Origin of the sequence: Winogradskyella sp. ECml5-4 (genome assembly GCF_036903175.1) — a bacterium.
Classification (GTDB): Bacteria; Bacteroidota; Bacteroidia; order Flavobacteriales; family Flavobacteriaceae; genus Winogradskyella; species Winogradskyella damuponensis.
Window position 1 is genome coordinate 96025 of sequence record NZ_JAYJLF010000011.1, and the last position, 13231, is coordinate 109255.

General features: G+C 33.3%; 15 protein-coding genes. 11 read left to right on the forward strand and 4 right to left on the reverse strand.

Annotated features, from left to right (window positions below):
• The first annotated feature begins 35 nt into the window (after positions 1 to 35).
• Positions 36 to 1313, forward strand: coding sequence for a replication-associated recombination protein A (locus VDP25_RS13040; RefSeq protein WP_215927661.1), 1278 nt, complete (start codon positions 36 to 38; stop codon positions 1311 to 1313).
• Between the two features lie 4 nt (positions 1314 to 1317).
• Here VDP25_RS13040 and VDP25_RS13045 read toward each other — a convergent pair whose 3' ends face one another.
• The 4 genes from VDP25_RS13045 to radC form a co-directional block, all read right to left on the reverse strand.
• Positions 1318 to 2133 carry a hypothetical protein gene (locus VDP25_RS13045; RefSeq protein WP_334470472.1) on the reverse strand — a complete coding sequence of 272 codons (816 nt, stop codon included), beginning with the start codon at positions 2131 to 2133 and terminating at the stop codon, positions 1318 to 1320.
• A 10-nt stretch (positions 2134 to 2143) separates the two neighbouring features.
• Positions 2144 to 2830 carry a YjjG family noncanonical pyrimidine nucleotidase gene (locus tag VDP25_RS13050; protein WP_334470474.1) on the reverse strand — a complete coding sequence of 229 codons (687 nt, stop codon included), beginning with the start codon at positions 2828 to 2830 and terminating at the stop codon, positions 2144 to 2146.
• A complete protein-coding gene (locus tag VDP25_RS13055; RefSeq protein WP_334470476.1) occupies positions 2827 to 4164 on the reverse strand; it encodes a polysaccharide deacetylase family protein in 1338 nt (445 codons plus the stop codon). Before VDP25_RS13055 ends, VDP25_RS13050 begins: the two co-directional genes overlap by 4 nt.
• 170 nt (positions 4165 to 4334) lie before the next feature.
• Positions 4335 to 5033 (reverse strand): RadC family protein, encoded by a 699-nt coding sequence (gene radC / locus VDP25_RS13060; RefSeq protein ID WP_215927657.1) that lies wholly within the window; start codon positions 5031 to 5033, stop codon positions 4335 to 4337.
• Positions 5034 to 5126: 93 nt separating this feature from the next.
• Here radC and VDP25_RS13065 point away from each other — a divergent pair, with 93 nt between their 5' ends.
• The 10 genes from VDP25_RS13065 to VDP25_RS13110 all read left to right on the forward strand — a co-directional run bounded on the left by VDP25_RS13065 (position 5127) and on the right by VDP25_RS13110 (position 13034).
• Complete coding sequence (locus VDP25_RS13065; protein ID WP_334470479.1) at positions 5127 to 5714, forward strand: FMN-binding negative transcriptional regulator; 588 nt, start codon at positions 5127 to 5129, stop codon at positions 5712 to 5714.
• Positions 5715 to 5724: 10 nt separating this feature from the next.
• A complete protein-coding gene (locus VDP25_RS13070) occupies positions 5725 to 6132 on the forward strand; it encodes a hypothetical protein (RefSeq protein WP_334470481.1) in 408 nt (135 codons plus the stop codon).
• A gap of 75 nt (positions 6133 to 6207) precedes the next feature.
• Positions 6208 to 7095, forward strand: a complete 888-nt coding sequence (locus VDP25_RS13075) for a dienelactone hydrolase family protein (protein WP_334470483.1) — start codon at positions 6208 to 6210, stop codon at positions 7093 to 7095.
• An 87-nt stretch (positions 7096 to 7182) separates the two neighbouring features.
• Positions 7183 to 8127, forward strand: a complete 945-nt coding sequence (locus VDP25_RS13080; protein ID WP_334470485.1) for a tRNA dihydrouridine synthase — start codon at positions 7183 to 7185, stop codon at positions 8125 to 8127.
• A gap of 131 nt (positions 8128 to 8258) precedes the next feature.
• On the forward strand, positions 8259 to 8819 hold the full coding sequence (locus tag VDP25_RS13085; RefSeq protein WP_334470486.1) for a hypothetical protein: 561 nt from the start codon (positions 8259 to 8261) through the stop codon (positions 8817 to 8819).
• Complete coding sequence (locus VDP25_RS13090) at positions 8816 to 9259, forward strand: hypothetical protein (protein WP_334470488.1); 444 nt, start codon at positions 8816 to 8818, stop codon at positions 9257 to 9259. Before VDP25_RS13085 ends, VDP25_RS13090 begins: the two co-directional genes overlap by 4 nt.
• Positions 9260 to 9539: 280 nt before the next feature.
• Complete coding sequence (locus VDP25_RS13095) at positions 9540 to 10091, forward strand: hypothetical protein (RefSeq protein ID WP_179348423.1); 552 nt, start codon at positions 9540 to 9542, stop codon at positions 10089 to 10091.
• A gap of 24 nt (positions 10092 to 10115) precedes the next feature.
• Positions 10116 to 10592 (forward strand): helix-turn-helix domain-containing protein, encoded by a 477-nt coding sequence (locus VDP25_RS13100; protein ID WP_334470493.1) that lies wholly within the window; start codon positions 10116 to 10118, stop codon positions 10590 to 10592.
• Complete coding sequence (locus tag VDP25_RS13105; protein WP_179348420.1) at positions 10592 to 11041, forward strand: hypothetical protein; 450 nt, start codon at positions 10592 to 10594, stop codon at positions 11039 to 11041. Before VDP25_RS13100 ends, VDP25_RS13105 begins: the two co-directional genes overlap by 1 nt.
• A gap of 148 nt (positions 11042 to 11189) precedes the next feature.
• A complete protein-coding gene (locus VDP25_RS13110; protein WP_334470494.1) occupies positions 11190 to 13034 on the forward strand; it encodes a cystathionine beta-synthase in 1845 nt (614 codons plus the stop codon).
• Positions 13035 to 13231: the final 197 nt, after the last annotated feature.

A 13231-nucleotide genomic window follows, 5' to 3' on the forward strand; every position in this document is an offset into this window, starting at 1 on the left:
TAATACATCACAAAAGCATTTTGTAATTTTGAATTATGAATATTCCATTAGCAGAACGCCTTAGGCCAAAAACACTAAACGATTATTTAAGTCAACAACATCTAGTTGGCAAAGACGGTGTGCTTTATCAGCAAATTAAAAACGGTGTAATTCCTTCACTTATACTTTGGGGGCCTCCAGGTATTGGAAAAACGACACTTGCTAATATTATTGCCAATGAATCTGAACGTCCGTTTTTTAAATTAAGTGCCATCAATTCTGGGGTAAAAGACATCAGAGAAGTTATTGATAAAGCAAAAAAAAGTGGTGGTATGTTTACCACAAAAAACCCTATTTTGTTTATTGATGAGATTCATCGTTTTAGTAAATCGCAACAAGATTCACTTTTAGAAGCTGTAGAAAGAGGTTGGATTACCTTAATAGGAGCAACCACCGAAAATCCAAGTTTTGAAGTTATCTCTGCATTACTTTCTAGATGCCAAGTTTACATTTTAAATGCATTTAGCAAAACAGATTTAGAAGATTTACTTCAACGCGCAATGACTGAAGACTCTAAACTTTCTAAATTAAATATTGAATTAAAAGAGACAGAAGCACTACTTCGATTGTCTGGTGGTGATGCTAGAAAACTGCTAAATATTTTTGAACTATTAGTTGCTTCATTTGAAGGTGAAGACATTATTATCACTAATGATTTAGTGATGAAACAAATCCAAAACAAATCTGCTCGATACGACAAAACAGGAGAGCAGCATTATGATATTGTTTCGGCATTTATAAAGTCCATTCGCGGAAGCGACCCAAATGCTGCTGTGTATTATTTGGCACGAATGATTGAAGGAGGCGAAGATGTAAAGTTTATTGCAAGACGACTCTTAATTCTCGCTAGTGAGGACATTGGAAATGCCAATCCAACGGCTTTAGTTATTGCAAATAATACCTTTCAGGCGGTTTCTGTAATTGGCAATCCAGAATCTCGAATTATATTAAGCCAGTGTGTCACTTATTTAGCCAGTTCGGCAAAAAGCAATGCAGCATACGAAGCTATAAACAAAGCCCAACAATTAGTAAAAGACACTGGTGATTTATCGGTTCCAATAGCAATGAGAAACGCTCCTACCAAACTAATGAAAGAATTGGGTTATGGAGATCAATATAAATATTCGCACAGTTACGAAAACAACTTTGCAGCTCAAGAATTTTTACCACAAGAAATTGCCAATACAAAACTATATAATCCAGGAAATAATGCTCGTGAACAAGCACAGCGAAATTATTTAAAAATGCTTTGGAAAGATAAATATGGTTATTAGTGGTTTAGAACTTAATGTTCATTGCTGTTTTATCACCTAGTTCTCCATTGTTTTCAGAATAGTACCAAAATCCGTCTTCTTTAAAAACAATGGCACTCTTCCCTTTAACAATAAATACATTTTCTGCTGCAGTGCTCAGTAAAATCATAACAATTTTTGGTTCTGAATTTACCAATTGAAAACCGTTTTTAATTTCTTGGGCATAATGTAAATCTGAAAAATCATGTGTTGTAGAAACCACTTCTGTTTTAACACTTTCTACTTCTTCAGTTTTAGTTGTTTCAACAATTTTATTTTCTGGTGTTGCTACTTTAATAGTACTTTCATTTACACTTCCCGTTTCAGCATTTACAGGCTTAACCATTACGTCTGCTTTAGGAACATATTTATAATTAAAATTTTGGAAGGTTACAAAAGCATCTCTCAAAGCTAAGTTATATGCTTTTTTATATTCTTTTACTCGCGACTCTCCTATTTGAGATGTCATAACGGTAACGCCGTAACAATCTTTTAGCGAAATTAACAGCTTTGTTTTAAATATTCCACCTTTATCTTTAGTTACTTCAGCGGTTAATGCCAAACAGTGATTCTTTTTTAAATCCTCTGGGAATTCATCAACGTCACCTGCAAAAAAGGCCTCATAACCATATTTGTTAAATAGAAATTTCGTTAGAGAATTTAATTGATATTGGTCTTCTGTATTAAAAAAATCAAACTTTTGAGGTACAATAATATACTTGTAATCATTTATACTTTTTTGAGCTACACCATACCAACTCACAAGCATAAATAAAACTAAAACTACTATTTTCTTTGACATATTATTTTTTTTAAAGGTGATTAACAAGCGTTTTTAAATTGGTTATGCGTTTATATTTATGATTATTATGGGTATCCTTATAATCAAAATGAATGGTATCCATACCTATATTATGAGCTCCCTCAATATCTGCTTCTAGACTGTCTCCAATCATAACACTTTCGTGAGGTTTAGCCTTTGCCCAATCTAACGCAAAATTAAAAATTTTAGGGTTTGGCTTTTTCACTCCTACCATTTCAGAGTTTGTAACTGTTTTAAAATACGGTTTAATATTTGAAGTGGTCATTTTTTTATCCTGAGCTTCTTCAAATCCATTAGTAATAATATGAAGCTGGTATTTATCCTTCAGATAATTTAGAATTTCAAAAGTCCCATCAAACAAATGATTAAAAGTTGAAAGATGATCTATATAACTTTCAGACAAATGGTATATCATTTCGTCTTCAACTTTGACTCCTATTTTATCAAAAGTTTCTCGTAATCTCCCATACCGTAAGTTTGATTTTGTTACTTTTTCTTCTCTATATAATTTCCAATATTTAAAATTTATAGGTTCGTAAACTCTTAAAAAATCATCGAGATTTACTTCAATAGTATTCAGCTTAAATATCTTTTCAAACGTTAACCCTGAATTTTTATCAAAATCCCAAAGGGTATGATCTAAATCGAAAAACACATGTTTTATTTCGTTTTTCATTCTGATGATTCTAATATTAAATTAAATAGTGATTTAAAACCTTTCCAGCGGTCAAGATCACTAAAGCTATAATTATGAAACACAGCAACAAAAGTACCATTCACGGCTTTAACTTCGTTAATTAACTTTTGTAAATGCTCTGTTTTATCGAGCTCTGAATTGTATTTTAACAATGCATAATCTAAACACTGATACGGATTAATTTGCAACGGCGTTTGCACTTCGTAATCTAAATCGTAAAACTGAAATGGTGTACACGTACCTGCTCTAAAACCTAAGGTATCAATATAACCCATTGTAAAATCTTGATTAATTTCTAATTCTACTAAATTACGATAAGACGTAGGCAAATTGAGTTTAGAAAACGAATGACGAACCGCTTTTAAATCGGTATGTGTAATTCCTTCCATTCTAATCTTTTCCGCTTTAAGTGTCTTGATATTATTTAAAGAAAAATATGATGCTTTTATTCCAACATCGCAATAATCTGCAACCGATTTTATTAAGGATACAAATGATTTTCTATTCGTACTTATGTTTTTATCGTAGGTTGAATAATCTCCTATTAAAAACAATACTATAAATTTAAAATCGTATTTTTTTTGTTTTCTAATTATCCACTTAAAAGTATCATAAGGATCGCGTTTAAAACCCATTAAAACTAAATAACGCGTGTACGTTTGTTTCAATTTAAAACGTCCGAGGTCATTTAAAGTTCCTCCAATAGTTCGCAATAAACCTTTATGTTTAAAGTAGTAAGCCATGGGTACATCTATCACTGGCTTAACGTTATATTTACGTGTTGTAAATTTGTAATCTGGAAACCGCTCTTGCAAAACAGCTTGAAGCTTATAAGCCCAAATATCTACAACAGGTTGGTTAATAAACTCATGCTGAGACGCTAAACTTTCGGATGCTAAAAACCGACCATAATCATCCTTAACATGTGGTAAATATTCTTCGTATCTACTTAATAAATAAAAAGAGGCGGCAAAAATATCGAATGGTAAATCGCTTCGATCTCCTGTAGAGAAAAATCCTTTTGTGTTTTCCCATTGCTGTACGCTAATATCAATATCTGACAGCCCTGTTTCAAACAACAAATTATTGCTTCTTACAAACAACTCATGACTTAAAGGTTGTCTTGCGTAAGACATTTTAAGACTATCGTGTGCTATAAAATCTTCAACTTTAGACGTAAAACCAATTTCTAAACCTAAAATTCGTTTACATATATGCTTAAACGTATAAGTAACGCGAGGTGTGATTTTATGTGTATAAACGAGTAGCATAAGGCATTGCGGATTCCAAAAGTTAAAAATAACAAATTCCAACTCTAATTGCCCTAATTATATTGGTAATCCTAATTGACTTTTATTTAAAAATTTCTGATTTGGCTTTGGGAAGTTAATTTATAGCTAGGGCAAATTCCAAATTAAAAACAATAAATTCTATAGCTTTTCAAAATAACATGAGATTTAAGATTTCTAAGTTTTAGAATTTCTTAAAGACTATTTTCATCTGCGAAACTATAATAAGCATTTTCAGTAATGATTAGATGGTCTAAAACCGAAATATCTAAACTCTGAGCTGCCACTTTTAACTTTTGAGTTATCGCTTTGTCTGCTTGACTTGGTTTTAAAGTCCCTGAAGGATGATTATGACACAATATTAAGGCTACAGCTCCAACTTCTAATGCATTTTTGAGTACCAAGCGAACATCGACTAAAGTACCTGTAATACCTCCTTTACTTAATTGATTTTTCTGAATGACTTTATTCGAATTATTGAGATATAAGATCCAGAATTCCTCATGCGGTAAATCTCCAATAACAGGTTGCATGACATCAAAAACCGAACGACTCGATGTTATTTTATCTAATTGAAGTGCGTCTTCTAAGCGACGACGACGTCCTAATTCTAATGCCGCAGCAATAGTTATCGCTTTGGCTTCACCAATACCTTTAAACTCCATTAATTGTGCAATAGATAATTTACCTAAAGCATTTAAGTTGTTACCTACACTCGCAAAAATACGTTTACATAATGCTACAGCACTTTCTTCTCTGTTGCCAGAACCAATTAAAATGGCTATTAATTCAGCATCACTCAAAGACGTTTTCCCTCTGTCTCTAAGCTTTTCTCTTGGCTGATCGTCTTGTGACCAATTTTTAATTGAAAATGAAGTTAACTTCTTTGCCATGCATTAAAGATAAAAAAATTGTAAATTTAAGCGTCTATAAATGCTGAAGTAATTTAATAATCAATAGACGTAAATCTTAAAATCACAAACCTATTGTATCCTCCACAACATCACCAAGATAATGACACCAATCACATGGTTGACGTTATAAAAACCTATCCTTTAGCAACGGTTATTTCTGTACAAGACAATCAACCCGTAATTACACATTTACCTTTAATTTATAAAGAAGGCAAACTCATTGGTCATATTGATATAAACAATCCGCAAGCTAAATTATTAAAGGACAATAAGGAGGTTACTCTCATTTTTGCAGGACCAGAATGTTATATCTCGCCTAGTATTTATTCTACAGCACAACTTCCTACGTGGAACTATATTAAAGTACATCTAAAAGGTAAAGTAAAAGCTATAGAAAGTAAAGCGGCTCTAAAGCAATCCTTAATTTTAATGACTGAATTTTTAGAAGCACCAGACCATAAATACGTTTTAGACCCCAACCATCCGCGTTTAGACAAAAACCTTAACTATATTGAAATGTTTGAAATTACGATTACCAATTGGGAAGGTAAATTTAAACTCTCTCAAGACAAAAAACCAAGCGACATCAAAGCGGCTCGAGAAGAATTAGTTAGAGCCAATCAAGAAAGTATTACTCAATTTTTAAATAAAATATTCTAAACAAAAACCAATGAAGTATCTATTTACATTATTTATTATCCCTGCACTTTTATTAAACACCACAACCAATACAAACGACTTTATTGGCAAATGGAAAGGTGAAGACAAGAATGAGATTGGCTATATTATTTTTGATGATGAAGGTTATGCCGCTTTTGAAATTAATGGACAAACTATTGGTGGTAAAGAATTCTTTATGAATGGTAAAAAAGGAAAAATGACTTACACCATTAATTACGACACTAATCCAATTGAAGTTGATTTTACTATGACAAAAATAGAATCTGGTGAATCAAAGAAAATGTTAGGCATCGCAGAATTTACAGATGAAGACACTTTAAAATTTAATATAAATTTTGATGCAGCAAGACCCACTGAATTTGATGACGACTCTATTATCTTAACACGTGTTAAATAATTATAAAATACGGATTTGCGTTTTCAAAATTTGTAATTTAATCAATTGATTATCCATGATATAAAACAGCGACTTATGAAAGACTTAAAAAAAGAAGACATTAAACAAGACGTTTTCGATTTATACGATGATTACGCACATAACAAACTCAACCGAAGACAGTTTGTAGAAAAACTATCTTTATACGCTGTTGGAGGAGTTACACTATCATCATTATTAAGTTTTATGTCGCCAGATTATATCACTAATTTAATGGTACAACCAGATGACCCAAGCTTAGATTCAGATTATATAACTTATGAATCCCCAAAAGGAGGTGGTACCATCAAAGGCTTATTATCACAACCAAAGGACAATAAAACAAAATTACCTGGAGTTATTGTGGTACATGAAAACAGAGGTCTAAATCCATATATTGAAGATGTAGGCAGACGCACCGCAAAAGCAGGTTTTATCTCATTGGCGCCAGATGCTTTGAGTCCGCTTGGCGGCTATCCCGGCAATGACGACGATGGAAGAACAATGCAAAAAACACGTAACCAGCAGGAAATGCTCGAAGATTTTATTGCAGCTTATCATCACCTTAAAAATCACGACAACTGCGATGGCAATGTTGGTGTCGTTGGCTTTTGTTTTGGAGGTTGGATTTCTAATATGATGGCTGTTCGTTTACCTAACTTAGGCGCTGCAGTGCCGTATTATGGCCGACAACCAGAAGCTGAAGATGCTGTAAAGATTAAAGCGCCACTCCTACTTCAATATGGCGAATTAGATACCAGAGTTAATGCAGGTTGGCCTGCTTTTGAAAAAATCTTAAAAGCCAATGATATTGAATATACAGCTTATATCTATCCTGAAGTGAATCATGGTTTTCATAATAACACGACTCCACGTTATGATAAAGCAGCAGCTACTTTATCTTGGGAACGTACCATTGCTTTTTTTAATAAACATTTAAAATAAAGAACCTCTTACATTCATCAATATAATAAGTTAGTTTTTTGTTATTTAGCAGTCGCATAAAAACGCAACCTAAAAACACAAAACGAAATGCCGCTTACGCTATTATCTTCACCTCTACAAGGGTTTACAGACTTCCGATTTCGGAATGCCTTTAACCACTATTTTGGAGGCATTGACACGTTTTATGCTCCTTATATTCGATTTAATAAGAAATTAATAATCAAAAATTCTTATCAAATAGATTTGCAACTGGAAAATAATACTGACCTCGAAGTCATTCCACAAATTATGACCAATAGCGCTGATGAGTTTTTATTCGTGGTTGATTACATTCAGGAATTAGGCTATAAAGAGTTGAACTGGAATTTAGGTTGTCCCTATCCAATGGTAACGAATCGTGGTATGGGTTCTGGATTGATTTGCGACCCAGAAAAAATCAATCATATTCTTGAGCGTGTTCATAAAGAAACAGACATTGTGGTCTCTATGAAAATGCGAATGGGCTACGAACATCCGGAAGAAATTTTAGACACCTTCCCTATTTTAGATGCTTATCCGCTAAAGAATATTGCCATTCATGCACGTATTGGAAAACAACTCTATAAAGGAGGTGTCAATCTTGATGCTTTTGAAAAATGTATAGAAAGCACCAAGCACAAATTATATTATAATGGAGATATCACCTCTGTAGCAAAGCTAAAAGAAATGCAAACCCGTTTTCCTAGTATCGATCATTTTATGATTGGCAGAGGATTAATTGCTGATCCGTTTTTACCAAGCATGATAAAAAACGACACGACTGAATATCCAGAAAACCGATGGGATATTTTTAGAGAATTTCACGACACTATTTATCAGCAATACGATGCAGCGCTTTCTGGACCAACTCCTATAAAAATGAAAATGCAAGGTTTTTGGGAATACTTTGCGCAGTCGTTTTCTAATCCACAAAAAACCTTTAAGAAAATAAAAAAGGCCAATAATCCAAGAGCATACCAACAAGCCGTTACTGAAATATTAAAAAACGGATAAGTTTAAGTCTTATTAACTTAACTCTAAATTTCTACGCTACAATTTGCCTCTTAAAATTTTTCTTAGACCTTTGCATCTTCTAATACTAAGTTATCAAACTTAGCCCCAAAGCAAAAAACTAAAATTTCTTAATGAGGAAACATAAAGCCATTCGATTTTTAATGGTCGCTACTGTTTTATTTACACAGGTTACCTTTTTAACCATGATTGTAAACGCGCATTACGAAACCAACGCTGCCATAATTATAGCGGCCCTTGTTATCTTACTCACCATCGTGTTTGGATACCGCTACTTAGATTTACACCACGAAGATTACGCCTACGAAAAAATATCAGTCGTTATTTGGGTGCCTATTGGAGCCGTTTTGTGTTACCTCTTAAATATCCATGGAGGTTTAGGCAGTATTTTAGCCATGGGTATTGTGGGGACTTTGGCTTCATTTATACCATCGCTCAATAAAAAATCGAACTACTTACAACAACTACCAGCAAGTATCTATTGTGGTGCTTTTGTTGGGATGTCTAGTGTAGCAACCACACCATCTATTGGTTTTGTTCTTGCTGCAGGCACTTTGGCAGGTTTGTTTTTTATGATGTCTAAAAACTTATTTCTCGGTGTTGGCGGAAAACTAGGCACCATGGCATTTGCTGGTGTCATCACAGCGACTCTAATTTATTCATTAATAGCATGAATACATTTATCCTCATCATCACCGGAATTTTAGGCGCCACACTCACCTACTTTGTTAGCGAACACTTACGTCTTGGTGCTGTAAAAGCTTCTGCTTTACTCTCACTCATTGTAGGCTTGTTTTTTTATGCCTTCCCTAACCTACACAATAGCTATTTAACAGAACATTTACCTATTGTATTTGTTGGCACCTCGTTTATAGGCATGGTATCTTCTAAAACCTTAAAAAGTTACACCTTGCTTGCCATAGCAGGAAGTCTATTCACTGCGATATACATAACTAAAAACCATGTCTTTGATGGTTATGGAGGTGCACTTGGCGCACTCGCTTTTATTGCCTTGCTGACTACTATGGGTTTTGCTTTTGTAGTCTCAAACTCTACTAAAATTAAGCGTAAGGTTATTGTGGTGTGGGAGAAGGTTTTTGGCTCTGGGGAATAGGGTTTTGATTGGTTTGGTGTTTTAAACCTATTATCGATAAATTTTCTGCTTTTGATTTTGTAAATTTTAATAGTCATAAAGTATTTATGTTCAAAAATGAATTGCAAAATCATAACTTCTATAACAATTAACACCAGTAATAAGCTGATTTTCAATTATAACTTGAGAGTAAAAAATATAAAATTGTTAATATCTTGTTACACTTTTTAATTAAACAATTAGCTTATAATCAGGAAATCGTGTTAAATTTGTCAAAAAAATAAACCCACAAGTTGATTTAATGAAAATAATTAATACATTTGCAATAGTAAAAGATAGTTTACTTTCGGTTCAATATGAAACTGAAGACTTACATGAATTTGCTAAATGTTTTGAATTATGGAACGACCCTATCTACTTAAGAGAGTTTTTCGAAAAAAACAAAGAAGACTTAGACAATGAATTTTGGAATGGCATAACTATTGAGGAAGCAATTATTAAAACCCGAGAAGATGCTAGTCTTTTTGAAGAAGAATTACTTTATATAGCTGAAACCGGAAAAACTGAAAGACTTGAAACATTATCTACATTATTTGAACCCTTATCAAAAGGGATTATTGAAGAAAACTTTGAAAAAGACAAAGCTAAAGGGGTAAAAAGACGAAGTTGGCTACGTATATATGCCATAAGAATTGAAGCTAACTTATTTGTTATTTGTGGTGGAGCAATAAAACTTACAGCAACAATGAATGAAAAACCCCATTTACTATTAGAATTAGAAAAGTTAGAATTCACTCGAAATTATCTACAAAATGGAGAAGACGAAAATTTAGATTTCGTTGAATTGAATTGAATTAAATCAACCAAACAAATACTAATGAGTATTAAAAACATAAAAAACAGACTTCTAGAATCTTCAAAACAAGACAATATTTGGGCTGAAAGAGCAAAGTACAGAAAAGAAAATAAAGCTTGGCTTGATATTTCTTTTGCAATAGCTGTAAAGGTTATGTCTGCAATTAAAACAAATAAAACTTCTAATACTTTTCCAAAAACTCAAAAAGAGTTGGCACAAGCATTAGGTTGTTCACCACAGTACGTTAACAAAGTTTTGAAAGGAACAGAAAACTTACAATTAGAAACTATCACTAAAATTCAACAAATTTTAAATATTAACTTAATTGAGGTCCCCGAATTTCAAACAACGGTTCATGTTCAAGTTGAGCAATATAAAGAATACAATAAATCTGATGAATCAGTAAACGTAGAATCAAGTCTTTCAAATTATGAAGAATTGTTCGGAGCATATTCTTATGAGAATGAACCAGATTGTTATCTAAAATTAGTTGCATAATGGCAGAAGAAAAAAATAAAGTTGGCTTTGCATTAAAAAAAATCACAACTGAACAGTTTGCTATTATTGAATCCTCTTATAAAGAAAGTGAAATTGTAGAATTAAAAGCTGGATTAAAGTTTGGGATTAATTTTGATAACCATATTATTTCAGTTGTTTTTTCAACAAGTCTAATTCAAGAAAAGTCACCTTTTTTACTCATTGCAGTTGGCTGTCATTTCAATATAAACATCGAAGCTTGGAACAGTTTCTATAATGAATCAAAAACTGAATTAATAGTACCAAAAGGTTTTATTAGTCATTTAGTAATGTTAACTATTGGAACAACTAGAGGAGTTCTGCATAGCAAAACAGAAAACACACCATTTAATAAGTTCTTACTTCCTACATTAAATGTCAATGAATTAGTTAAAAAAGATGTAGTTTTTAAAGCTGATAAAACTAAATAAGAAACAACTTTAACTCTCTAAAAACGGAACTTTCTAATTTCTAAAACTCAGAAAAAACTGCTTTTAAAACCTCATATCAAAACGTCTTGTTAAACCTTCCTCATACGTCTAATTAATCCATATTTTTGCATATTGAAAATCGAGAATTATGCAAGACAATAAAACCCTAAATTACATAAAAGACGTATTAAAAAATAGGCCTTCAGACTGGTTAGGTCTAACCACGCATCGTTTAGATATTTACAACGAGAAATTAGCTAAAACACAGTTTTTAGATGAGTTTGAGTTGTTATTTAATGCTAATAACACGGAACCATCGGCATTACGTGAATTACCAACCGCTTACGATTATATTCGTTTAGGGCATCCCTTATCTTGTATTCTAGAATGGGCCATCGCCAACTTACACGGACTACAACCAGAACAGGTGATTAGTTTTTCGTCACAAACGGTTCCTGTGTTGTCTATTTTGAGAACTAACTTATTAGAAGACAAAAAGACCCAAATAGTATATACAGGCGAACTTCCAGAATTTTTCGATGCAGATAGCATCAAGCAGGTTTATGGTTATAATTTCGATGTCATAAAAGTGGATAGCGCAGATGCTATTTTAGAGTTTAAAGGCAGTACTGTTTTTATCTCGCAACAAGAGGATATTTCACATCTTGAGGACAATGTAAATATTGATTTTTATATCAATCTTCACGCACATCTTGGAAGTGTACTCATCGTTAATGGCAGTCACAACGACCATTATATTTCAGACATTCAGCATGTGAGACGTCGCGAAACAATTGCCATGACTCCTGCCAATTGTCTAGTGGCTTTAAAAGCGTTAACCGAACAGACTCCGATTACCAATGAAGACAGTGACTTTGAAGCAAATAAAGCAAGTGTTTTAAACTCCATTAAGGAGATTAATGGGACAACGTCTCAGCCTTTAGTCGGTTCTAGCGGATTGTCGGTGCAGTATGCCATTATGATGGGCTTGGTAGACTATTCCTTAGAACACCATAAAGGCAAAGCGATTAAATTTGTGGTACCACCAAATTGTTATGGAGGCACCAATGACCAAGCCAGACGTGTTGCGGCCTGTTTAGATCATGTGGAAGTGGTTGATTTACCAGTAGATGGTGATAATGATATGGTGCAAAGTATCCATACTGTTTTAGACAAAATTGCCCACGACGATGCCATTCCTTATATCATTGCAGAAATCCCAACCAACCCACGTGTTGAAGTTCCGGATTTACAAAAATTAAAAGAAGCTTTAAGCAAAGAACGTAAAACGGCTTCTGGAGACATCGCGATAGATCCTGTGTTTATATTAGATCAAACCTTTTGTCCGAATGTGCACTTTTTAGGTGAAGGTGAAATATTATCTTCAGTACGTACGATTTCTTATGCGAGTGGTTCTAAATTCCCGAGTGGTGGAAAATGTACAGCGGGTTATATTGTAGGAAATGCTAAAGTAGATGCTTTAATGGATAAAATTGCATTACATCTCACGCTTTGCGATAATGAGGCGACTGCGCTTCAATACGAGATATTGGCTAAGCAATTACCATCTATGAATCAGCGTATTGCGGAGGCTTATAAAAATACACGTGAGTTTGTGAATTTTATTCATGACACCTTACCAGAAGCGAAAATCAATTTTGTTTCAGAAGAATTGGCAGCACAAGGGTTTACTCCTTCGGTGTTTTCATTAGACCTTCCAACCAAAGGAAATACTCCTGAAGAAAAAGAAACTTATAAACGTGCTTTAAATCACAGATTAATCAATTTAATGATTACCGAAATCCCTAACGAAAGCAAGTATTGCGTGAGTTACGGACAGTTAAAAGGCTGTTATTGGACCATTCCTGCAACCTCAACACAAGGTACTACCAAAGAAGGTGACAAAGATTATATTGCACGTGTGTCCTTATCTCCAGATTTAGATTTGGAAAAGCATAAAGCAGTGTTTTTAGAATTTGTTTCTAAGATTTAAGAATCACTGAACCTGTCCTAGCACATCATTTCGAGTGTTTATTGATTCGAAGTGCAACAAAGAATACATGAATGTATCGAGAACTATTAGATTGACTAAAGGTTCTCGGTACATTTTTTTTTAAGACTAAATTATTCACTAGTTGTTATTCTGAGGGAAGCATAACCGAAGAAGCTGTATCTACGATTAACATCTTG